We start from the raw sequence: 23,186 nt of genomic DNA on the forward strand, positions 1-23,186 counted from the left end.
CTTGGAACTTGGGGGAAGAAGTTTCTTCCCCTAGATTTTGCGGGCAGGACGCTGACGCATTTCCGCAGGTCAGCGGGATTGGACTCCTAGCCCTTCGTGTCAGAGCCTCTCCAGTTGATCATTTGAGCAACCCCCGAATCGTCTCGATCGTGTCCGCTTGATCAGCGGTCTTGTCCGGGCGATACCGCACCACCCGCGCGAAGCGCAGCGCCACCCCGCCCGGATAGCGCGAACTGCGTTGCACGCCATCGAGTTCGATCTCGACGACGATCTCCGGCCGAAGATAGACGGTGTGATCGTCCCGTCGGATTTCGTGTCGTGGGAATTCCTCTGTCTGCCAACGCAACAGCTCGTCGGTCAGTCCTTTGAAGGTCTTGCCCACCATGATCGGGGTGTCTGGACTCGCTGAATCTCGCGCTCCCAGATGGAGATTCGACAACCAGCCGCGCCGCCTGCCCGAGCCCCACTCCGCGGCAAGGACGACGAGGTCGAAGGTGTGGACCGGCTTCACCTTCTGCCACGCCTTACCGCGTCGGCCCGCAGTGTAGGTTCCCGACAGCGACTTCACCATCACGCCTTCGTGCCCGTCGGCAAGTGCCGCGTCGAAGTGGGTGCGTGCCTCGTCGGGAGTCGGTGCGGTCACCGACGGAATGCGCAGCGCGGGCGCGATCGAGTCGATGGCGGCGAGCCGTTCTGACAGTGGGCGGTCGATGAGGTCGGCACCGTCGAGGTGCAGACAGTCGAAGAAGAACGGCCGCAGCACACGTTGCACGTCGGCCTCTGCGCCGTCGGCGAATCCGGATCCGAAGCGGCTCATCGTCTCCTGGAACGGACGGGGCCGACCGTCACCATCCAGGGTCAGCGTCTCACCATCGAGAATGACTGATTCACAAGATAATTCGGCCACGACGGCGACGATGTCGGGAACCCGCTCCGTCACGTCGTGCAGCGTACGGGTGAAGACCCTGATGTCGGAACCCTGCCGATGAACCTGCACCCGGGCACCGTCGAGTTTGTAGTCGACCACGACGTCGGTGCCGAGCACAGCGAGCGCGTCGTCGAGGTTCTCGGCGGGTGTCGCCAGCATCGGTTGCACTCCGCGACCCACCTGCAGAGTTACCCCGGCCAACGCGTCGGCACCACCGAGAACAGCGAGACCGGCGGTCGCCGGCAGCGATCCGGTCAGCATGTGGGCCCTACGGACAAGCGCAAGGGGTTGGTGTGACGCCTTGGCGATGGCATCGGTCATCACACCCGCCAGCGCGCCCTGCCGAAGTTCCCCGGTCAGAAGCGCGATGAGGAATCTCTGTTCGGACTCGGTGGCGGCCGACATCAGCCCGCGCAAGGTCTCCGTGCGGCGCCCCGCCGAGCCGGCGCCGGTCGCCGTCGCAAGTGCGGTCAGCGCCGCATCGACCTCTGTCACCGTGAGCGTCGGCGCGTCGCCCGGGGTGGCGTCGAGCTTGGCGATCGAACGCCACCCGACCCCCAGCCGTCCCTGCGGTATCTCGCCCGACAGCCAGGCCACCACTACCGGGAGTTCGGCAGCGCCGGCAGCAGACAACAGCTCGGCGAGCACCCCGGTTTTGCGCAGTCGCGACCGGTCCTGTGCAACACTCGCCGACGCGAGGACGACGTCGTCCAGATTCACCGAGAGCCTCCCTCGTCGATAGGCCGCACGATACGCCGCTCCGCCGACAGCAGCACTCGACCGCTCAGAGCAGCACCTGCGCGCAGTCGCCGGCTGCGCGATCCACGCTGGGCACATGAGTGACACACGACCGCATGTCCTGCGGAAACGCACAGCCGACAATCTGATCAATCAACGCATCCTGATGCTCGACACCGCACTCGACGACGAGATCGGCAGTCTGCTGTGCGCGCAGATGGTGATGCTCTCCGCCGAGGACCCGGTCGCCGACATCTCGCTCTGGATCAACTCGCCCGGCGGATCGGTGCCCGCGATGCTCGCCATCATGGACACCATGCGGTTGATCCCGAACGACGTCGTCACCGTCAACCTCGGCATGGCCTACAGCGCCGGACAATTCCTGCTCTGCACGGGGACCCGAGGCAAGCGGTACATCCTCCCGCACGCCAAAGTGCTTCTGCATCAAGGATCGGCAGGGATCGGCGGGTTCGCGCCCGACATCGAACTACAGGCCGACGACCTACGGCACGTCCGCGACACGGTGCTCGGCATCATCGCCGATCAGACCGGCCAACCGCTCGAGCGCGTCTTCGACGACTCGCTGCGCGATCACGTGTTCACCGCCGCCGAGTCCGTCGAGTACGGCTTCGTCGATCACATCGTCGACAACCTCGCCCAGATACGCCCGCGCGCAACAGCTCCCACCGGATTCGGGGTGAAAACCGCATGAGCACCTACACCATCCCGAATGTCATCACCCGGACTCCGCAGGGCGAGCGGGTGATGGATGTCTACAGCCGGCTGCTCGATGATCGAATCCTGTACTTGGGAACCGAGATCGACGACGGGGTGGCCAACGCGCTGATCGCCCAGATCCTGCATCTCGACTCCGACAACCCCGAGACGCCCATCGAGCTGTACATCAATTCGCCAGGAGGGTCGGTGACCGCGACCTTTGCGCTCTACGACACCATGCAGTACTGCCACGCACCGATCGCGACCACCTGTGTGGGACAGGCGTTGTCGTCGACAGCGCTGCTACTGGCCGCCGGCGAACCCGGGCGTCGGTCGGTGCTGCCACATGCGCGGGTTCTGCTCCACCAACCGTCGGGTCAGGGGCGAGGCACCATTCCCGATCTGATCTTGGCCGCCGAAGAGATCCTGCGCATCCGCGCGGAGATCGAGACCGCGCTCAGTCATCACACCGGTCAGGATCTCGAAACCCTGCGGCGTGACACCGATCGTGATCGGGTTCTGCGTGCTGACGAGATCGTCGCCTACGGCCTCGCCGACCAGATCATCGACGCGCGTGCGCCGCTGGCGCGGACCTGACGTCGCGGGTCATCGACCGCTCCCGCTCCAAAGGGTGATCTCTTCCACTCCCGCTCCAAAGGCGCGGGATCCCTTCCGCTCCCTGAGGTGCTCGAGGCGCTAGCCGAGAGCCTCGAAGGGCTCGGCAAGACAAGGCAATTCGGCGACCAAGTAACGACGGTCACCAGGGCTTCGAGGCTCGTCGCTTGCGCTCCTCACACCTCAGCCATCGGGTGGGATCACGCGGCAAGCGCAACTGGTCCGCGGAAACCGTTGTGCGGCATATACCTCGGGCCGACCGTCGTGGTGGAGCGCAGCCGGACCGGGACCAACGACGACGCCCGGCTCAGTTCGGCGGCGACCTCCCGCGTCAGGTCCAGCAAGGTCAATTCGAGGGCACCTGCCACGGCGATCAGCAACTCTGACGACGCGTCCTTGCGACCACGTTCGAGCTCGGAGAGGTACTGGCTCGACACCCCGGCACGTCGGGCAGTCTCCACGAGTCGCTCGCCACGCTCATGTCGATGACGGCGCAGGACGCGCCCGGTCACTTCCCGCCAGAGGGGTTCGGGCTGCGGCGCATTGTCGACTGCCATGTGCACGATGGTATGCCTCCCTCATTCGGGTGGCTGCGGGTTCTGCTCTGAGCAGAACGCTTTCGTGGGCGGTTGTTCAGCTGCCGAGAGCCTCGGGGAACGCCTCCTCAAACGCGCGCACCGCAGCTCCAACAGTCGGATACACATGGTCGGGGTTGAGATCGGCGAGCACGCCATCACTGCGCAGTGCCGCAGAGAGTTCCGGGTCGACGCCGGCCAGCACGAAATGGGCGTTGCGGGAATGCACGAACTTGATCAGGTTGCTCAGCACCGTCGACGCCGAGTAGTCGACGTCGCCGATCACCGTGCAGTCGAGCACCAGCCAGCGCAACGGGTCCGGGGCCTGGCGAACCAGCGCACTGACGTCGTCGGCGAATCGACTTGCGTTGGCGTAGAACAGGTCCGCGTCGTACCGGAACACGATCAGACCGGGTAGCGACTGCAATCCCGGCTCCGCCGGTTGGTATCGGCGGTTGCGGCCGTGGTCGCTGACGCCGACCACGAACCGCTCCGGTCGATACTGGCGGCGGATGATCTCGAGCAGTGAGACCCCCATCGCCGTGATGATGCCAGTTTGCACACCGAACGCGATCACGACCACTGCCGTGACGATCGCGATACCGAACTCGATCCGCCGGACCTGCCAGATCCGTTTCAACGCATGCACATCGATCAAATTGACGGCGATGAGGAACACGATCGACGACAGCACCGCATGCGGGAGGTTGGCCAGCGCCGAATCGAGGAACACCACCACGAGCAGCGTCACACCAGCCATCGTGATGTTGGCGACCTGCGTCCGAGCGCGCTGCTCCTCGAGGATCTGCGTCTTGGTGGGACTGCCGTTGACCACGAACGTACCCGACACACCGGCAAGGGCATTCGCGCCGGTAAGGCCGAAGATGTCCCGGTTGACATCGGCAACGTCACCGTTCCGCTGGGCGAATCCTCGTGCCGTGGCGGCGCTTTGCGCCAAGATCACGATCGCGCAGCCGATGGCGACGGTCGCCGCCTTGGGGACCTCCGACCATCCGAGGCCATCCGGGAGGCCCAGTGGGGGCAGACCGCCGTCGAGGGCTCCTACAACGGCGAGATCGTCGGACCAGCCGAGCACCGAGACGAGCACGATCGACCCCACGACCACGATGATCGCCGCCGGAAGCTTGGGCGCAAACCGGCGCGCGCCCACCATGATTGCCAGTGTCGCCACCGCGAAACCGAGCGACCACGGATCGATGTCGCCGAGGTGCCGAAGGATCTGCCACCACCGGTCGACGAGCGAACCCTCCGAACCCTCGATGCCGAGCATGTCCGGGACCTGACCCGTGAGGACGGTGATTCCGGTGCCGGCGAGAAAGCCCACGAGTACCGCCGTCGACAGGAAGTCACCGAGGAACCCGAGCCTCAGCAGCCACGCCACCCCCAGCATGCCCGCGGTGACCAGGGCGATGAGACCGGCCCACGCCAGCCACTGTTGGCTGTCGGGTGCCAGACCCGCGATACCGAGCCCCGCGATGCCCGATGCAAGGAGGGCCGCAGTCGCCGAATCCGCCCCCACCACCATCAACTTGGAGGAGCCGAGAATCGCAAAGGCAAGTGCCGGCAAGATGATCGAGTACAGACCGGCGACGATCGGGACGTGGGCGATCGAGCTGTAGCCCATGCATTCCGGAATCGCCACGGCCGCCAGCGTCACGCCGGCGAGCACATCGGTCCGCAGCCACGCAGCTCGATATCCCACCAGCGCAGGCGGCACGAGCCGTGCCATCTTCTGCGAGGTGCTGCGATGCGTCGGCGGTGGTGTCACCGATCAAGAATAGGCGCGCAACCTAGTGGTCACCGACATTCTCGGCTCGCCAGGTTTCGATATGCGTCAGGCGGTTCCTGAGTAGCGAGCTTGCGAGCGTATCGAAGGGCGCAAGCTCGCGTGACGCTACTCAACCAGCAGAGGGATTCGGCAGGTCAGAGGCGTCGGCTACCGGCCCTTTCGATTCAACTGCCGCGCTTGATCCATTCCTCCAAGTGCGGCGACTCGGTGCCGACGGTGGTGCCGTCGCCATGCCCGGTGTAGACCTTGGTCTCCGGGTCGAGGGTGAAGATCTTCTCCTGGATGGACGCGATGATCGTCGGGAAGCTGGAGTAGCTGCGTCCCGTCGCGCCCGGGCCGCCGGAGAACAGGGTGTCGCCGGAGAAGAGGACACCGGCCTCCGGCACGTAGATCACCGACGACCCCGGTGAGTGCCCGGGAGTGTTGATCACCTTGAGACCGGTTCCGGCCACCGAGATCTCTTGTCCGTCTTCGAGATCGCCATGCTCGACGTCGGGATGCGTGTCGTTCCACAGCATGTCGTCACCGGGGTGCAGCAGGATCGGTGCACCCGTCTGCTCGGAAAGCTCAGGGGCGACGGTGATGTGGTCGTTGTGCCCGTGGGTCAGCACGATCGCCTTGACGGTGCGATCACCCACGCCGGCCAGGATCGGCGCGGCGGAATGCGCCGCGTCGATGATCACCACCTCGTCGTCGTCGCCGATCAGCCAGATGTTGTTGTCGACGTCCCACGTCCCGCCGTCGAGCGAGAACGTGCCGGACGTGACGACATTGTCGATGCGAAGTTCACCACTCATGTCAGATCAGATCTCCACCACGGAGCGCAGCACCTTGCCCGCGTGCATCGCCTCGAAGGCGGCCTCGATGTCGTTCAACCCGATGCGCTCGGTGACGAACTTCTCCAGCGGCAGACGGCCCTGTTCGTAGAGGTCGACGAGCATCGGGAAGTCGCGTTCGGGCAGGCAGTCGCCGTACCACGAGGACTTGAGTGCACCACCGCGAGAGAAGAAGTCGACCAGCGGCATCTCCAACGTCATCTCCGGTGTCGGCACCCCGACCAGAACCACGACGCCGGCGAGATCTCGCGCGTAGAAGGCCTGCTTGTAGGTTTCCGGCCGACCCACCGCGTCCACCACCACGTCGACGCCGAATCCGTCGGTGAGATCCTGCACGGCGGTGACGACGTCGTCGACCTCGCTCCCGTTGATGGTGTGCGTGGCACCAAGATCCTTCGCCCACTCGAGTTTGGCGGCGTCGCGGTCGATCGCGATGATCTTGGTCGCGCCCGCCAGCCGGGCACCGGCGATGGCCGCGTCACCCACACCGCCGCAACCGATTACGGCGACCGAGTCACCGCGTCCGACGTTACCGGTGTTCATGGCGGCACCGAGTCCGGCCATCACGCCGCAGCCCAGCAGGCCGGCCACGGCCGGGTCGGTCTCGGGATTGACCTTGGTGCACTGCAATTCGTGAATGAGGGTCTTCTCCGCGAACGCTCCGATACCCAGCGCCGGGGTGAGCTCGGTGCCGTCGGTCAGCGTCATCGGGACACTGGCGTTGAAGGTGTCGAAGCAGTACCACGGACGGCCGCGCTTACACGCCCGACACTGTCCGCAGACCGCACGCCAGTTGAGGACCACGAAGTCGCCGACCTCGACGTGTGTCACGTCCGAGCCCACCGACTCGACCACGCCGGCGGCCTCATGGCCGAGGAGGAACGGGTACTCGTCATTGATACCGCCCTCGCGGTAGGCGAGGTCGGTGTGGCAGACGCCGCACGCCTTGATCGCGACCACCACGTCGCGAGCGCCGGGATCGGGGATCACCACGTCGACGACCTCGGTCGGCGCCTTCTTGCTGCGTGAGATGACGCCCTTGACTGTCTGCGACATGTGCTGGAACTCCTGTGCGATCGGTCCATCAGTTCTCTTCACGCCGGGCACAACCCTGGCGTGGCCACCCATAAGAATGGTGCCATCTGACCACCCCGTCACCTAGACGATTGGCGGGGAAAACCTGGCCGTTGGTACGGTCGATGGGTGACCACAAGCTCCAAGCAGCCCGACGATTGGGCGCTGTTGCTGTCGGTCATCGACGGACCCCTGCCGGAGATCGCCAAGCGCTTCTCGCAGTTCCTCGCACCCCGGATCGCCCACGACGCCCTGGTGATCTTCACTCGCGAATGCACCGGACGACCACGCAAGGTCGCCGGTCGTACCGACATCGTGGAGCGGGTGACAGTCGACGAACTTGAGGTCGTGAAGAACGCCGTCGACGTCGGCGGTCCGATCACCATGACCGCGCGCGTCGCCGGCGAGCAGCGGCGCCTGCGCGTGGTACGCGACGCGACCGACACCTTGCTCGTTCTGATCCCGCGTCAGGAGACCGCGCGTCTGCCTGACCTGATCGACTCCTGGTTTGCCCTGGTGGCCATGTCGATTCGACATCGCGTCGCGCAGGCCAGCCCCGACTACCTGGCCGAATCGCGAGCCGCGTCGTCGGAGCGCGCCCGCACCATCACGCAGCTGACCGAGATGCACGAGTCAACCCTGACCTCGATTCTCGGCACCCTGCGCTCCCCCGACCTCGACGATCGCACCGCCCGCGTCATCGCGAGTGGGTCGGCGTCGGACGCGTTGATCGCCCTGCGTAGCGTCGGCGATGCCGATCGCGAACTGTCGGAGGAATCCCTCGATGCGACGATCGATCGGATCCAGACCGAGCTGATGCCACTGGTGCGGCATGCCGGGGTCGACGTCGAGCACGCCCGACCACCAGCGGCCGGGCAGTCCCTGCCGGGTGAAACCGCGCACGCCGTGCGTGCCATCGTACGTGCGGTGACCGCGGCGTTCCTCGCGCAACCCACGCCTTCGCGCATGCGGATCGGATGGTCGGCCGACGGCGAGAGCTTGCTCGTCGAGATACGCGATCACGGCAGCGGCAAGGTGGATGGCGATGCCCTCCGACGGCAACTGGGCGGTCGGCTCCAGGCGCTCGACGGACACCTCGATGTCGAGGTGATCGACGACTGGGGCAGCCGCGTCACGGTGCGACTCCCGCTCGATTCACCGACGAGGAGTCCCGACGAACCGCTCGTCTCGACCCTCAACCCGCGTGAGCTCGAAGTGCTCGGCCATCTGGGAATGGGTAAGCGTAACAAGGCAATTGCCGCCGAACTGGGCGTCAGCGAATCGACGATCAAGTTCCACGTGACCGGCGTCCTGCAGAAGCTGCAGGTGTCCTCGCGCAGCGAAGCCGGACTGATCGCGGTGCGGGCGGGCATCGCTCCGCCACCCGCTCGATGACCCACCCCTGAGCTGAGGTGCCCGGCTCCGCCGGCTGATCCGAAGAGTTGGTGACCGACGCTCTGACCTGGGCAAACGCCGCAGTGCTCTGTCCCTGAAAATAGGGGAAGAACTTCTTCCCCGGGGTTCACAGTCGTCCCCTAGAAATTCCTAGGGGAGGACTCCAAGAGTAGGGGACGAGTTTTCTTCCCCTAGTTTCTTGGCGGCAAAGAGCGCTTTCTGTGCTCGACGACGATGTTCGGAGTCCGAGGTCTGCGCTCGAGGTGGACCTCGGTGAGGGTTGACCGCGACGGCGGCTTCGCCGACCTCCGAGGCGCGTCGTCGGCGTGTCGTGGTTTGAGAAACCGCGTGTCTGTTCAGAAACCCGTGGCGCACCAGCGGTTTCTGGCCACATCAGCGGTTTCTGGCGACCAATGCGGTTTCTGCGATGAGGCCGCACTCTTCCCGCCTTCACGATCGTCGGCAACGCCGACGGAGGGACGCTGACTCGACGAGCCTGATGTAAGGCATCGAAGGAGTTCGCAACGCTAACGAACAAGTCTCCACCGTCGATATCACCCGTGTACAGATTGGTCGGGCCACAACCCGAGGAGATCCGCATGGCTCACCCCGCTGTTCGCCGCTTGTCCGTCGCCGCCGCTGCATCGGTCGCTGCGCTCACCGCCGTCATCCCGGCCACCGCCTTGGCTGCGCCCCACCCAACACCTGCCGGAACCTCCGGCGGCGGCGCGTGTCTGTCGGTCTCGTCGTCGGAGGTGCAGCGCGCCCTCCGGGTGATCGGTCCGCCGCTGGGCCGGCGCGATCTGCACTGGATTCTGCGATCCAAGTCGACCGCGCGGACGCCGAATTGCCCGCCGCTGATGTGGGCGGCCTTCGACACCTCGCGCGGCACCGTGTCGTCGCCGACGGCGGTGTTGCTGTTCCGCCCGGGGAAGTTCCTCGGCCCGACGACCCGAAAGACCGCGGGCTACGTGCAGGTCACCGGGTCGACACCGTTCAGCGTCACCGTCACCTACCGATGGCCCAAGCCGCAGGACGCCAATGCGAACCCGACAGGTGGGCCGGTATCGTCGACCTTTGTCGCACTGGGCGACTCGGTCTTCCGCTTCGGCGAGCTGCCGCCCGGGATCTACTGAGTCAGCCCAGCGCGTCGAGCAACTGCGCCTTGGTCATCGTCGAATAGCCCTTGAGGCCCTTCTCCTTTGCCTGTGCGCGTAGTTCGACGACGGTCGGACCCTTCGGCGCCGCAACCTTCTTGGCGGCGGGCTTGGTTGCGGGAGCCGCCTTCTTTGCTGTGGCCCTGCTCGCGGGAACTGCCGGGGCAGCGGGTCTTGTGGTTGCGGGTTTGGTGGTCGCGGGCTTCTGTGCGGGCGCCTTCGACTCTGCTGTCACCGTCTCTGCCACAACCTGTTTCGGGGCCAATTCCTCGAGGGCCTCGGTCTCGATCTCGTCCTCGGACGCCGTGGGCTTCTTGGCCTTGTTGGTTGCCTTGCTCACGAGCTTGAGCACCTCTTTGCGGAGAGCGGCAGCGTCCTTCTCTGCCTTCTTCACGCGCTTCTTGGCCTCTTTGTCGAGGCGCGCCAGCTCCTCGGAAAGGCGACCGACTTCGGCTTCCAGCCGCTCGACCAGTTCCTTCTTCTTGCCCATGAAAACCACCCGTCCTCGTCGTCAGACCGATAGTCACCCTACCCGGTAGGGTCGAACCTGAGGCTGAAGTCAGCGGCCGATCCGACGTCACGTCAGGAGGCTGACATGCCACAACGCGAACCCGGACCATCGGTCAAGGACGACGAGCTTTACGAAAAGCTGCGCGACGAAGGCAACTCCAAGGAGAAGTCCGCGCGCATAGCCAACGCCGCCGCCAACACCTCCCGATCGAAGGTCGGCAAGAAGGGCGGACGCTCCGCGTCGTACGAAGACTGGACCGTCACCGAACTACGTTCGCGTGCAAAGGAGCTCGGGCTCAGCGGTTACTCCTCGTTACGCAAGGGTGAACTCATCGACAAGTTGCGAGAACACTGAGACGCCCTAGGGCAACAGCCCGGCACGACGCGCCGTCACGACCGCCTCGAACCGCGTCGCGGCGTCGAGTTTGCGCATCGCCGCCTTGACGTAGCCCTTCGTCGTCTCCACGGTGATGCCCAACTCGGCGGCGATGCGCGCGTTGGGATATCCGAGCGCGGCAAGCGACAACACATCCTGCTCCCGCGAAGTCAGGCTCGGAAAAGCCTGTGCAGAAACCGGATTCGAGGTCAACTCGTCGGTGATGCGGTCCAGCTCCTCGGCAAGACGACGGTCGCCGCTCGTCGCCGCGAGGACACGGAGGCGCGCGTATGCGGCCGCGACGCTGTCTCCGGCCGCGTCGGCACGATCCGCCGATGCTTCCATTCGAATGCGCGCGGCGACGATCTCCTGCTCCACGGCCCGCGCCTCCATGGCCAGGACATCGAGGGTTCGACCGCCGATCGGGTCGGCCGCGCGCAAGGCGCCGTAGAGCACGGCGACCGGCTTGCGGTCGACGATCACCGGTGCCGCGGCCATCGCCCGGAGCCCTTCCCGCGCGATGATCGTGTTGTAGCGGTGGGTGATGCGAGGCGTCTTGAGATAGTCGTCGACCACCATCGGCCGGTTGACCGCGACGACCTTGCCGCCGAGTCCGTGACCGATGTCGACGGATACGCCATTCAGTGCTCCGACGGTGTCACCGGCGAAGTGGTCGAGTCGCAGGGCGCGTGGCCCGAGGACCACTCCACCGAAGGCCAGCGGCACACCGCTGTCGCGCTTGATCCGGCGCAGCGCGGCGACGACCGAGCCCGACAACGCGTCGCCCACTCGATCACCTCCGGTCCGACCCCTCTTCGGGGGGTGGTCAGCGAATGCCGACCGGTTCACACTGTGACTCAGCTTACTGCCCTGATCTGGAGGTCGACGATGACACAAACCGCCACCACTCCCCTGGAAACGGTGACCGGATGGTTGGAGATGTACGGCGCCGGCGACGCCAACGCGGCGCACCTCCTCGTCGACCGCCACGATCCGACGGCCGTCGCGTTCACCACCATCGACGTCGATGACGCCGGCAACCCTCTGACCAGCGATATCACCTACGGTGAGCTTGCCGATCAGTCGAAACGCTTCGCGTCGGCTCTGGCCGAGATGGGCGTCGGACGAGGCGACACGGTCGGCGTTCTCATGGGCAAGCGGACCGAACTCGTCGTCGCGCTTCTGGCCATCGCGCGCCTCGGCGCGGTCTACATCCCGCTGTTCACCGCGTTCGCGACGCCGGCCATCGAGATGCGGTTGCGGGCGGGCAACGCGTCGGTCGTCGTCACCGAACCGAGCCAGGCGAGCAAGCTCGACGGTCTCGACGGGATCACGACTGTGGTCGCAGGCGAGCAGTTCGACGGGCTCGTCACCGAGAGCGCCCCCATCGAGGAGTCGGTCGAGGTCGGCGGCGACGGCGCGCTGATCCTGCTGTTCACCAGCGGTACGACGGGCGCACCCAAGGGCGTTCCGGTGCCGGTCAAGGCGCTGGCGTCGTTCGTCACCTACATGCATTACGGCCTCGACGTGTCGGCCGACGACGTGTTCTGGAATGCCGCCGACCCGGGCTGGGCGTACGGCCTGTACTACGGGGTGCTCGGTCCGCTCGCGATCGGCCGACCCAACCTGCTGCTGCACGCCGGCTTCTCCGCCGACCTCACCGCCCGGATCCTCACGGACCTTAAGGTCACCAACTTCGCGGCCGCCCCGACCGTCTATCGGACGTTGAGCAAGGACCCGAAGATCGACGGTTTCGCGCTGCGCCGGGCGTCGTCGGCCGGTGAGCCGTTGACGCCCGACGTGATCGAGTGGGCGAAGACGGCGCTCGGCACCGAGGTGCGCGACCACTACGGACAGACCGAGCACGGCATGTTCATCAACAATCACTGGCACGACGACGTCCGCGAGCCGCTCATCCCGGGCTCGATGGGTAAACCGATGCCGGGCTTCGCCGCGGGGATCGTCGAGGGCCAGATCGCGATCGACGTCCCGGCCAGCCCGCTGATGTGGTTCACCGGTTACCTCGACGCCCCGGAGAAGACCGCCGCCCGATTCACCGAGGACAAGCGGTGGTACCTGACCGGTGACACCGGCCGAGTGGATCCAGAAGGTTCGGACACGGCAGGTTATTACTTCTTCACCGCCCGCGACGACGACGTGATCATCATGGCCGGCTACCGCATCGGACCGTTCGACGTGGAGAGCGTCCTCATCACCCACCCGTCGGTGATCGACGTCGCGGTGGTCGGACGCCCGGATCAGTTGCGCGGCGAGGTTCTCGAGGCGTTCGTCGTGCTCGCCGACGGTATGGCCGGCACCGACGAGCTGGAAACCGAACTGCAGCAACTGGTCAAAACCGAGTTCGCCGCACACGCCTACCCGCGGACGGTCCACTTCGTCGATTCACTGCCCAAGACCCCGAGCGGCAAGATTCAGCGGTTCATTCTGCGTAAGAAGTGAAGTCTCGCTGATCGAGCCGACACCGAGCCCCCTGGGGCGAGGCGTCGTGTCGAGATCCGCCGGATCGAGCCGACACCGAGCGCAGCGAGGCGTCGTGTCGAGATCACACCAACCGCCGCACCGACTCCGGCACTTCGCCATCCGAGTAGCCGATCGGTTCGTCGAACACGGTTCGGACCGGTACGACGCCGGTCCATCCGTCGACGTCGACCCCGGGTCCGCCGGTGCGCGCCTTGGCCAGCCACTGACCGTCGACGATGGGCAGTCGCAGGGTGATGGTTGCGGCGATCTCCTTGGCTGTGGCGGCGGGGACTTCGGCAACGCGGCCGGGAATCATCTTGTCGGACATCATCTCCAGGACGTGGCGCGAGTCGTCGACCTTTACGCAGGTGCCTCGCACCACCGCCGACCGGTAGTTCGCGGAGTGGTTGAACAGCGTGTCGGCGATGACGATCCCGTCGAGTACGAACACCGTGAACGCGACGGGCGCACCAGCGGCGATGTGTCGGAGCAGTCCGGCTCCGGATGAGCCGTGCAGGAGGATGTCGTCGCCGTCGCGGGCGAACAGCATCGGCACCGACCAGGGCAGACGGTCGACGACGGTGGACAGGGTGCCGACCCGTGCCTCGTCGAGCACGCTGTCGAGGACTTCGCGGTCACCCGCACGGTCGGGTTTGCGTGTGAGGGCGACCAGCGGATCCGGGTGTGAGGGCATGCGGCAATGGTGGGCGCTGCAGGGTTCTCGCTCAAGGCATTTTCACGCGCTCGAGAATTGCGGACTGAAGCTGTCCGCAAAACGCCATAGCGTCGTTCTCAATCACCCCCACCACGAAAGAGGACATCATGGCCGGCACGTACACACCCGTTGAGTTGACCGTCACCGTGGACGGCGAGCGCGAGGACATCCTGACTCTCCTCGCAGATCAGCGCGCACTCTTCCGCGTCACACTCCGTGGACTCACCGACGATCAGGCCCGCACGAAGAGCACCGTCAGCGCGCTGACCCTCGGCGGACTCCTCAAGCACCTCGCGATGGGTGAGCGGGCGGCGGTCGGCGTGATCACCGAGCGCGACGAGAACGCCGAGTTCGACATGGAGGCAGCAGCTTTCGCCTATGAGCTGCTGCCGGACGAGACCGTGGAGTACTGGCTCGCCGAATACGAAGCTGCCGCCGAAGCATACGACCGTCTCGTCGCGGAAGCCGACAGCCTTGACGAGCTGATCCCGCAGCCGACCGCGCCGTGGCAGCCGGAGCGCGAGTGGTGGTCGATCCGCCGGATGGTGCTGCACAACCTGCGCGAGACCGCCCACCACAGCGGTCATGCCGACATCATCCGCGAGGCCCTCGACGGGCAGAGCACGATGGCCGCCATCTCCGAGGGAGCGGACTGGGCGGAATAGCCCTACTCCCGCCGGCTAGGTGCCTCCCCGATGGCTGAGGTGCGAGCCTGCGAGCCTCGAAGCCCCTGGCGAGTTGCCATTGTTGTCTCACCAGGCCTTCGAGGCTCGTCGCTATCGCTCCTCGCACCTCAGGCAGCGGGGAAAGGGTTCGCACCTCAGGAGCGGGGGCTAGGGGCGGGGTAGCTTGCGGTGCAACGGATTCGACGACGCCGGAGCCCCCCGCCCCGACGACGACGGAACAATGCTCACCACGTGGGGACGGTCCGCGGTGGCTCGCGTGGCGTCCTGAGCGCGCATGCCTGCGGTGTTGCCGACCCCCAATGCCGGCGCCCCGATCACCCGCCGGGCTCTCGCCGCGCACAGCGGACATTCGATGGCGTCGGGCACCTGCGCCATCGAATGCTGCTGTGTGATGTCGTCGCATCCGGCGGCGCAGCGGAACACGTAGGTGGGCACGCACTCAGGCTACGGTCGGTATCGCAGTCGCGCTGACGGAACGTGCCGAGGCGCATACCGTGGCAAGCACACCTCATGAAGTAGCGCTCGCTCGATCTGCCGTTCAGTCAGGAGCCGACATGCCCGAGTTGTTGTACCCGCTGGATTCGACCAAGAGCTTCACCGATCAGGCCCTCGTGGGGCACAACCGCTGGCACCCCGACATCCCACCCGTGGTGACCGTGAAACCCGGTGACACGTTCCGGGCGCACTGCCGCGAGTGGTTCGACGGCGCCATCCACAACGACGACTCCGCCGAGGACATCCTCGACGCACCGCTCAACAACGTGCACACCCTCTCCGGTCCGTTCGCCATCGAGGGCGCCGAACCCGGTGATCTGCTGATCGTCGACATCCTCGACGTCGGACCGATCCCGCAGGAGGATTCGGGTCCGCTGGCCGGCCAGGGGTGGGGCTACACAGGCATCTTCGCGACACAGAACGGCGGTGGCTTCCTCACCGAGCAGTTCCCCGACGCATACAAGGCCATCTGGGATTTCAGCGGCCAGAGCGCGACGTCTCGGCACGTGCCACATGTGAAATACACGGGCATCGTGCATCCGGGCCTGATGGGTACCGCACCGTCGCCCGGCCTCTTGGCCACGTGGAACGCCCGGGAAGGCGCGCTCATCGCCACCGACCCCGATCGGGTTCCTCCTCTGGCGTTGCCACCCGAGCCCGACGGCGCCATCCTCGGTTCACTCACCGGCGACGAGTTCGCCCGTGTCGCCGGTGAGGCGGCCCGCACGGCACCGCCGCGGGAGAACGGCGGCAACCAGGACATCAAGAACCTCACCAAGGGGACGCGCGTCTTCTACCCGGTGTTCGTGCCGGGCGCCAACCTGTCCTTCGGGGACCTGCACTTCTCCCAGGGCGACGGCGAGATCACCTTCTGCGGCGCGATCGAGATGGGCGGGTTCATGGACCTGCACGTCGATCTCATCAAGGGCGGGATGGAAACCTACGGCGTCAGCGAGAACGCCATCTTCCTGCCCGGCAACACCGACCCGCAGTACTCGGAGTGGATCGCGTTCAGCGGAACGTCGGTCACCCTCGACGGCGAACAGCGTTACCTGGATTCGGACCTGTCGTATCAGCGCGCATGTCTGCACGCCATCGATTACCTCACCAAGTTCGGGTACAGCCGCGAGCAGGCCTACCTGTTGTTGGGCTCCGCACCGATCGAAGGACGACTGTCGGGGGTCGTCGACATCCCCAACTCCTGTGCGACGGTGTACATCCCGACCGCGATCTTCGACTTCCCGGTGGCACCGTCGAAGGACGGTCCGGTCCGCATCGATCCAGGGATGGGAGCGCCGACGGCGTCGTTCTCCAGCTGATCTATCCGATCCGCAGCACCCGACTGTGCCATCCGGTGGCGCCGTCGGGAATCGGTGCGACGCGCCGCTCGGGCTGCACGGCACCGGTCGCGTCGGTGGCCCGACAGTAGAGCGTGTGCTGCCCCGGGGTGGCGTCCCACGTCCAATGCCATTGCCGCCACGTATCTGTCGAGTACTGCGTAGCCAGCGTCGCCTTCTGCCACGGACCGTCGTCGACGCGGACCTCGACGGCCCGGATTCCGCGGTGCTGCGCCCAGGCCGTACCCGCGACCACCACCGGTCCGGGCGGTGAGGTCGACAACGGAGCCGGACGGTCGATGCGGGAGGCGGTCTTGATCGGCGCCTGCTCACCCCATCCTCGCTTGGTCCAGTAGGCCGACGCCCTGTCGAATCGAGTTATCTCCCAGTCGATCACCCATTTGCACGCGGAGACGAAGCCATACAATCCGGGAACCACCTGCCGCACGGGGTAGCCGTGTTCCAGTGGCAGCGGCTCCCCGTTCATGCCGACGACGAGCAATGCATCACGACCATCGGTGACCGCAGAGAGCGGAGTCCCCGACGTCCAGCCGTCGACACTCGTCGACAGCAGCATGTCGGCGTCGGGCCGAATTCCGGCTCGCGACAATATGTCCCGCATCGGATAGCCCAGCCAGCGCGCATTTCCGGCGAGGTCGCCGCCGACCTCGTTGGAGACACACGTCAGCGTGATGATGCGCTCCACCGCCGGGATGTCCATGAGGTCGTCCCACGTGAGCGTCAACTCCTCGTCGACCATCCCGTGGACATGCAGCTGCCAGTCGTCGGTGCTGAGCTGTGGCACCTGCAGTGCGGTATCGATGCGGTAGAAGGCCGCGTTGGTTGTCTGAAAGGGCGTGACCCCGGGGATGGCCACATCGGTGCCGTTCGGGATCGCCGGACTCGGTGATGCTGCCGTCGGGAGTCGCAGCCTCGCCCGCTCACGCAACACGCCGCCCGCCTCGGCAACCTGACGGGCCACCACGGCGGCCGCCCCGGCCGCGACCACCAGCAGACCCACGACGCCGACGAACTTGCGGCGCGACCACTCCGGCTTCCCGGTCTCGTCGCCTTCTGTTGTCGCGCTTCGGCCGCCCCGGCACAGCACCACGAGGACGATCACCGCGACGACACCTGCCACGACGGACGGGATCGCGTATGTCAGGTGGGCGGTCGGCCGTGTCATGGCCGCTACGACACCCACCGCGCCGAAACACGCGACCACCAGCGCACCCAGCGGCGGCCGGCGTGCTTGCAACACCCCGGCCGCGACCGTGATGAGCAGGATTCCGATCGCCATACCCACCAGTAGTGCCGTCTTGTCGGCGGTGCCGAAGCGTTCGATCGCGAACTCCCGCGCCCAGGCCGGTGAGTGGTCGACGAGAAACGCGCCCACCGCCCGATAGGGCGAGGCGAACGGCGATATCGCCGCGGCGACCAACTCGCCGACGGCCAGTCCCACCCCCGTGGCCGCCACCCCGGAAATCGCTGCTCTGACGTACTTTTCGCGATCCATCCGAACTGCTGCCTCTCATCGAAGACAATGCCCGCGGTAGGCGAGCTGTCAGAGAGTCATTCGCGCCACGGCGTCTCGCGGATTGGCTCCGCACCCATCCGGGACCGGCCCCGCCGCGAATGACCTATGAGGACGGCCACTCGGCCGGCTCTATTGCCTACAGATTGGACCGATCATGGCCACCACAAGAGTTCCCCGGATCGCCGTTGCCCTGACGGGACTCGCGCTGGCTGCCGGGGTTGTCGCCGGTTGTTCCAGCGACACCGATTCCAGCAGTTCGAGTATGACGTCGGGCATGAGCTCGATGCCCGGAATGAGCAGTGGGACAATGGCTCCGGCTGCCGGACCGGTAGGACCCGGCTGCGCTGCCTATGCCTCGGCCAACCCGAGCGGCCCCGGTTCGGTCGACGGCATGGCGACCGCACCCGTGGCGACCGCCGCTGCCGCCAATCCCGAACTGAGCACGCTCACCCAGGCGCTCTCAGGACAGCTGAATCCGCAGGTGAACCTGGTGGATACGCTCAACAACGGTCAGTACACGGTCTTCGCGCCGACCAACGCCGCGTTCGCCGCACTACCTCCGGCGACCCTTGAGCAACTCAAGACCGACTCGGCGATGCTCACCAAAATCCTGACCTACCATGTGGTTTCGGGTCAGGCAGCACCCGACGCGGTGGTCGGCACTCACAAGACGCTCGAAGGTCAGGACGTGACCGTCACCGGCACGCCTGAGGCCCTCAAGGTCAACACCGCCAGCGTTGTCTGCGGTGGCGTGAAGACCGCGAACGCGCAGGTCTACATGATCGACGCAGTGCTGACGCCGCCGGCTTCCTGATCGGCAGCGCTGCGCTCCTGCTTGATCCCCGTCACCTCGATCGGCACCCCGGTCATGTTCGCCATGCCCGCGAGCCGTTCGAGGTCGGCGGGGTCGGAGGAGATGAGCGCGTTGACATTGGCGCCACCGGAGCCCAGCTCGTTTCCGGCAGCAGCATTGGCCTGGGTCCAACCGCCGGAACCGTTGTGTCCCCAGCCATGTGGGATCGCGACCACGCCCGGTTTGATGTCGTCGGTGAGCATCACCGGCAGCGAGATACGACCGTGACGTGATGCGACGGTGACGAGTTCACCCTCGGCGATCCCGCGTTCGGCGGCATCACGTGGGTGCATACGAGCGGCATGCTTCCGACCACCCCGCAACAGAAGCGGTGCGTTGTGCTGCCAACTGTTCTCCGACCGGATCTCGCGCATCCCGATGAGCCGCAACGGGAATTCCGGTAGTACCGACGGTTGGATGCGGTCGAGCTCGGCCAGCAACTCGGGCGCGTCGAGCCGGATCTTGCGGTCGCGGAAGGTGATGATCTTCGACAGCTGCCCGGGTGCCAGATTGTCGGCGACCACCACGCCGTGCGGGTGGTCCTCGACCAGCCGCCGGTACGTGAGGCCGCCGCGTCGAAGTCCAAAGCGATTGCCGCCCATTCCGATTCGGACCACGAGATCGGAGACACGACGTGGGGTGGTCGGGATACCCAAACGCTTCGACACCACATTGCCGGCGTGCATCAGCCCGATCAGTGGATTGCGTCGCGCGAGTACCGCGATCAGTTCGTTGATCACCGTCCACTCCTCGCGGGCCTCGCCCTGCGGCGGTATGACCGCCTCGGTGGCCTGCTTGAACGGCGTGGTGAACAGCATCTGGAACGGCAGCAAGAAGTCGGACCGTTCGTACATCGTGGTCGCGGGCAAAATGTAATCGGCGTGCGCGTTGGTCTCGTTGCGATAGATGTCCAGCGACACCATCAGGTCCAGTTCGTCAAGCGCCGAACGCAATTCGTCGCCATTGGGCACCGAGAGCACCGGGTTGCCCGCGCTGACGAACAGCGCACGAAGCTGCCCCGCGCCGCCGGTGGTGATCTCCTTGGCCATCACCGACGCCGGAGCCGTGCCGAGCACCTGGGGCAGGTCGCCCACCCGGCTGCGTCGTCCGGCGTAGGCGAAGCTCGAGATACGCTGCAGCGCAGCCACACCCAGTCGTTGGCCAGGAATGCCCAGGTCCCCGAACATCGACCCGCCGACCACGTCGAGATTGCCGGCCACCAGATTCACCATGTCGAGAAGCGCCGTGGTCAGGGTCCCGGTCCGCCCGAGTGACGTGCCGATACGTCCATAGACGGCGGCCCGTTCGGTCGTCACGAGTGCGTGAGCGATCTCCCGCACCCGCTCGGCGGGGATGTCGGTGTGCGCGGCGGTCTCCTCCGGCGGATACTGCGCAACAATCGACTTCCACTCGTCCAACCCCCTGGTGCGTTTGCGCAGGAATGTCTCGTCGGCGAGCCCGTCGTCGAACATCACGTGCAGCAACGACAGCAGGAACAGTGCGTCGGTGTCGGGAGTGATGGGCAGCCAGTCGAATTCGCGTGCCGTCTCGGTGTGCCGGGGGTCGAGGACGGTGACCGTGCCGCCGCGCTTGGTGATCGCCCGCAGGCCGTCACGGATACGCGGTGAACTCATCACACTGCCGTGCGACACAATGGGATTCGCTCCGATCACCAACAGATGGTCGACGCGGTTGATGTCCGGGATGGGCGCCGCCACCGGGTTACCGTAGAGGAAGTGGCTGGCGACGAACCGGTTGTTCACGTCCTGGGAGCCGGCGGAGTACACGTGCTGCGTGCCGAGCAGCGACATGAATACACCCGTCCACAGGGTGTGGCCGGTGGAGAAGGTCGCCGGGTTGCCGAAGTACCAGCCGATGGACTTGCTGCCGTGGCGGCGCTGCACGTCGGTCAAACGCTCACCGATCTCGCCGAGCGCGGTGTCCCACGAGATCTGGTCGAACCCGCCGTCGGGCCGTCGTCGCAGCGGGTGGCGCACCCGGTCGGGGTCGTTGACGATCTCGGTGAACGCGATGCCCTTGGGGCAGGCGAATCCCTTGGAGAGCGGATGCTCCTTGTCGGGTCGCAACGCGATCAGCTTGTTGTCCTCGACCGTCGCGATCATCCCGCACAGCGGCTCGCAGATCCGGCAGTAGGTGGGCTTGTCCTCATGCATGGTGCTCCCCTGGTCGACGATGCGGGCTCAGCCGGGCTGCGGCTGTGATTCCGTTCACATCTGAACACAAGTGTTGCATGATGACAGGGCCTGATGCGAACGCTGCCAAGGAGGTCTCGCGTGACCGAAACCAACCCCGGCGTCACTGCCGTCTCTGACGTCACAGCGGACACCGACGTCATCATCATCGGAGCCGGGTTGTCGGGGATCGACTGCGCCTACCGGTTGCGCGAGGAGAACCCGGACGTCGAGTACATGATCCTGGAACGGCGCAGCGGCATGGGCGGCACGTGGGACCTGTTTCGCTACCCCGGCGTCCGGTCGGACAGCGACATCTACACCCTGAGCTATCCGTTCGAGCCGTGGCGCAAACCCAATGCCCTCGCCGATGGTGAGGACATCCGGCACTACATCGAGCACACCGCCCGCAAGTTCGGCATCGACCGCCACATCCGGTTCGACCGGCACGTGGTGTCCGCGGACTGGGATTCGACCGTCGACAAGTGGACGTTGGCGGTGACGAGCGGCGACGGGTCGTCGGAGACCTATCGCTGCCGCTTCGTGGTCTTCGCGACCGGCTACTACGACTACGACAATCCCTACACCCCGGTCTTCGCCGGCTCCGACGAGTTCACCGGCCAGATCGTGCATCCGCAGCACTGGCCCGAAGATCTCGACTACTCGGGCAAGAACGTGGTGGTCATCGGCAGCGGCGCGACCGCCGTCAGCCTCGTCCCACCGTTGGCCCGCGGCGCGCAGCACGTGGTGATGCTGCAGCGCTCGCCGAGTTACATCTTCTCGTCGAAGCAGAAGCAGTATTTCGCTCCAGCCGTGCGAAAGGTGCTGCCCGCCAAGGCCGCACATCGGGTTGTGCGGGCTCGGTATGCCGCGCAGACGGCCGCGATCGTGCATCTCACGCATCGGTTCCCAAAGCTGGGGCGCAAGATGATCCGCTCGAATGTGGCGAAGAACCTGCCCGAGGACTACCCGATCGACGTGCACTTCAACCCGCGCTACAACCCGTGGGATCAGCGGATGTGCATGGTGCCCGACGCGGATCTGTTCGAGGACATCACGAGCGGGGCGGTCGAGATGGTCACCGACCACATCGACCGATTCGACGCCACCGGCATCACTCTGACGTCGGGCCGGCACCTCGACGCCGACATCATCGTCACCGCCACCGGCCTGGAATTGCAGGGCTTCGGCGGCACGAAGATTCGCGTCGACGGCGCCGAGATCAAGCCGCACGATCGGTTCGTCTTCAAGAGCCACCTGCTCGAGGATGTTCCCAATCTGGCCTGGTCGGTCGGCTACACCAACGCGTCGTGGACGCTGCGCGCCGACATGACCGCACGATCGGTGGCCGAGCTGATCAAGTACATGCGCGATCACGGCTACACCAACGCCCATCCGCATCTCGGTGACGAGTCGATGCCGTCGAAGCCGCTCTGGGATCTCACCGCGGGCTATGTGCAGCGCTCACCCGAGGCCCTGCCCAAATCGGGGACGCACGGGCATTGGCAGGTGCGCCACAACTACTACCGCGACGCCATCGACCATCGGCTCGACAAGGTCGAGGAAGGCATGGTGTTCGGGCGGGTCTGAACTATCAGAGCCGCACTGCTTGTGTCTTAGATCCTCGTGTGAAAGCGTGAGTCGAAGTTCACCATCGCGAACTGGCGGCGGTGCTTCATACACACTCATCGGGGGTTGAGGTGCGCGCTGTCGGGGGCAGGGCCTTAGGAGCACGCGGGCTCGACGGCAACAATGTGCTGCACGTCCAGGGGGTGTACCAACGCGGCGACGGTGGTTGGTACATCTGCGGGCTGGGCTAGAAGTGGCACCGCGGTGGCCAATCATTGTGACTGCGGTTGCAGGCGTGATGATCGCTTTCATCACCTACACACTCACACGTGAAGCACTCTGCGCTCTGATGAACATCAGTCGATACCCGGAATCGTGGCAGTGGTGGATCGCGGCCTTGCTTCCTGTCGTAGGAGGTGTCGCATTGTGGGTAGCAGTCAGCGTGCTTCGCCCCTATCCACGCGCCATCTTGCGGGCCGGACTCGTTGGGTACAGCACCCTCAGTGCCACTGTCGCGGTCTTCACTTATTTCTATTACAGCCCGCTCTGAGCTCACGCCGAGAACCACTGCACTGACGCGGAATGTGGTC

At 65.8% G+C, this 23,186-nt stretch carries 21 protein-coding genes; 10 read left to right on the forward strand and 11 right to left on the reverse strand.

Translation table 11 applies throughout. The annotated features are described in order from the left end of the window. Positions 1-118: 118 nt before the first annotated feature. Entirely contained in the window at positions 119-1,648 is a 1,530-nt protein-coding gene (locus MKW15_RS09915; RefSeq protein ID WP_240857438.1) for an ATP-dependent DNA ligase, read from the reverse strand. Between the two features lie 115 nt (positions 1,649-1,763). Here MKW15_RS09915 and MKW15_RS09920 point away from each other — a divergent pair, with 115 nt between their 5' ends. Together MKW15_RS09920 and MKW15_RS09925 are read left to right on the forward strand one after the other, a co-directional pair. Then, entirely contained in the window at positions 1,764-2,378 is a 615-nt protein-coding gene (locus MKW15_RS09920) for a ClpP family protease (RefSeq protein WP_240857439.1), read from the forward strand. Further along, positions 2,375-2,980 carry a ClpP family protease gene (locus MKW15_RS09925; RefSeq protein WP_240857440.1) on the forward strand — a complete coding sequence of 202 codons (606 nt, stop codon included), beginning with the start codon at positions 2,375-2,377 and terminating at the stop codon, positions 2,978-2,980. The genes MKW15_RS09920 and MKW15_RS09925 overlap by 4 nt, the downstream gene beginning before the upstream one ends. Before the next feature lie 218 nt (positions 2,981-3,198). Here the strand turns inward: MKW15_RS09925 and MKW15_RS09930 are convergent, their stop codons facing one another. From MKW15_RS09930 to MKW15_RS09945, 4 genes are all read right to left on the reverse strand, one after another. Beyond that, entirely contained in the window at positions 3,199-3,555 is a 357-nt protein-coding gene (locus MKW15_RS09930) for a helix-turn-helix domain-containing protein (RefSeq protein ID WP_240857441.1), read from the reverse strand. 76 nt (positions 3,556-3,631) lie between these two features. After that, the gene (locus tag MKW15_RS09935; protein WP_240857476.1) at positions 3,632-5,323 is read right to left on the reverse strand and encodes a SulP family inorganic anion transporter; all 1,692 of its coding nucleotides are present in this window, start codon (positions 5,321-5,323) and stop codon (positions 3,632-3,634) included. Positions 5,324-5,547: 224 nt separating this feature from the next. Then, positions 5,548-6,180 carry an MBL fold metallo-hydrolase gene (locus MKW15_RS09940; protein WP_240857442.1) on the reverse strand — a complete coding sequence of 211 codons (633 nt, stop codon included), beginning with the start codon at positions 6,178-6,180 and terminating at the stop codon, positions 5,548-5,550. 6 nt (positions 6,181-6,186) lie between these two features. Next, positions 6,187-7,275, reverse strand: a complete 1,089-nt coding sequence (locus MKW15_RS09945; RefSeq protein WP_240857443.1) for an S-(hydroxymethyl)mycothiol dehydrogenase — start codon at positions 7,273-7,275, stop codon at positions 6,187-6,189. A gap of 147 nt (positions 7,276-7,422) precedes the next feature. Between MKW15_RS09945 and MKW15_RS09950 the strand changes: the two genes are divergently transcribed. After that, positions 7,423-8,688, forward strand: coding sequence for a helix-turn-helix transcriptional regulator (locus MKW15_RS09950; protein WP_240857444.1), 1,266 nt, complete (start codon positions 7,423-7,425; stop codon positions 8,686-8,688). Positions 8,689-9,287: 599 nt separating this feature from the next. Beyond that, positions 9,288-9,824, forward strand: coding sequence for an LppP/LprE family lipoprotein (locus MKW15_RS09955; RefSeq protein ID WP_240857445.1), 537 nt, complete (start codon positions 9,288-9,290; stop codon positions 9,822-9,824). A gap of 1 nt (position 9,825) precedes the next feature. Here MKW15_RS09955 and MKW15_RS09960 read toward each other — a convergent pair whose 3' ends face one another. Then, positions 9,826-10,335: a Rho termination factor N-terminal domain-containing protein gene (locus tag MKW15_RS09960; protein WP_240857446.1), complete on the reverse strand. Its 510-nt coding sequence runs from the start codon at positions 10,333-10,335 to the stop codon at positions 9,826-9,828. 105 nt (positions 10,336-10,440) lie between these two features. Between MKW15_RS09960 and MKW15_RS09965 the strand changes: the two genes are divergently transcribed. Further along, on the forward strand, positions 10,441-10,710 hold the full coding sequence (locus MKW15_RS09965; RefSeq protein WP_240857447.1) for a DUF7218 family protein: 270 nt from the start codon (positions 10,441-10,443) through the stop codon (positions 10,708-10,710). A gap of 6 nt (positions 10,711-10,716) precedes the next feature. On the opposite strand, the gene MKW15_RS09970 is transcribed toward MKW15_RS09965, so the two are convergent. Beyond that, complete coding sequence (locus tag MKW15_RS09970) at positions 10,717-11,520, reverse strand: helix-turn-helix transcriptional regulator (protein ID WP_240857448.1); 804 nt, start codon at positions 11,518-11,520, stop codon at positions 10,717-10,719. A gap of 99 nt (positions 11,521-11,619) precedes the next feature. Between MKW15_RS09970 and MKW15_RS09975 the strand changes: the two genes are divergently transcribed. Further along, positions 11,620-13,191: an AMP-binding protein gene (locus MKW15_RS09975; RefSeq protein ID WP_240857449.1), complete on the forward strand. Its 1,572-nt coding sequence runs from the start codon at positions 11,620-11,622 to the stop codon at positions 13,189-13,191. A gap of 103 nt (positions 13,192-13,294) precedes the next feature. Here MKW15_RS09975 and MKW15_RS09980 read toward each other — a convergent pair whose 3' ends face one another. Next, entirely contained in the window at positions 13,295-13,906 is a 612-nt protein-coding gene (locus tag MKW15_RS09980) for a pyridoxamine 5'-phosphate oxidase family protein (protein WP_240857450.1), read from the reverse strand. Positions 13,907-14,034: 128 nt separating this feature from the next. Between MKW15_RS09980 and MKW15_RS09985 the strand changes: the two genes are divergently transcribed. Continuing rightward, a complete protein-coding gene (locus tag MKW15_RS09985; protein WP_240857451.1) occupies positions 14,035-14,592 on the forward strand; it encodes a mycothiol transferase in 558 nt (185 codons plus the stop codon). Between the two features lie 168 nt (positions 14,593-14,760). Here MKW15_RS09985 and MKW15_RS09990 read toward each other — a convergent pair whose 3' ends face one another. After that, on the reverse strand, positions 14,761-15,048 hold the full coding sequence (locus MKW15_RS09990; RefSeq protein ID WP_240857452.1) for an FmdB family zinc ribbon protein: 288 nt from the start codon (positions 15,046-15,048) through the stop codon (positions 14,761-14,763). 119 nt (positions 15,049-15,167) lie between these two features. On the opposite strand from MKW15_RS09990, the gene fmdA reads away from it, so the two are divergent. Then, positions 15,168-16,427, forward strand: a complete 1,260-nt coding sequence (gene fmdA, locus MKW15_RS09995; RefSeq protein WP_240857453.1) for a formamidase — start codon at positions 15,168-15,170, stop codon at positions 16,425-16,427. A gap of 1 nt (position 16,428) precedes the next feature. Here fmdA and MKW15_RS10000 read toward each other — a convergent pair whose 3' ends face one another. Next, on the reverse strand, positions 16,429-17,961 hold the full coding sequence (locus tag MKW15_RS10000) for a molybdopterin-dependent oxidoreductase (protein ID WP_240857454.1): 1,533 nt from the start codon (positions 17,959-17,961) through the stop codon (positions 16,429-16,431). A 175-nt stretch (positions 17,962-18,136) separates the two neighbouring features. Between MKW15_RS10000 and MKW15_RS10005 the strand changes: the two genes are divergently transcribed. Beyond that, positions 18,137-18,796 (forward strand): fasciclin domain-containing protein, encoded by a 660-nt coding sequence (locus tag MKW15_RS10005; RefSeq protein WP_240857455.1) that lies wholly within the window; start codon positions 18,137-18,139, stop codon positions 18,794-18,796. On the opposite strand, the gene MKW15_RS10010 is transcribed toward MKW15_RS10005, so the two are convergent. After that, positions 18,757-21,009 carry a molybdopterin-containing oxidoreductase family protein gene (locus tag MKW15_RS10010; protein WP_240857456.1) on the reverse strand — a complete coding sequence of 751 codons (2,253 nt, stop codon included), beginning with the start codon at positions 21,007-21,009 and terminating at the stop codon, positions 18,757-18,759. The two genes, MKW15_RS10005 and MKW15_RS10010, sit on opposite strands and share 40 nt — an antisense overlap. A 120-nt stretch (positions 21,010-21,129) precedes the next feature. Between MKW15_RS10010 and MKW15_RS10015 the strand changes: the two genes are divergently transcribed. Then, complete coding sequence (locus tag MKW15_RS10015; protein ID WP_240857457.1) at positions 21,130-22,617, forward strand: flavin-containing monooxygenase; 1,488 nt, start codon at positions 21,130-21,132, stop codon at positions 22,615-22,617. The last annotated feature ends 569 nt before the right edge of the window (positions 22,618-23,186 follow it).

The organism is Gordonia gummivorans (genome assembly GCF_022513585.1).
Lineage (GTDB): Bacteria > Actinomycetota > Actinomycetes > Mycobacteriales > Mycobacteriaceae > Gordonia.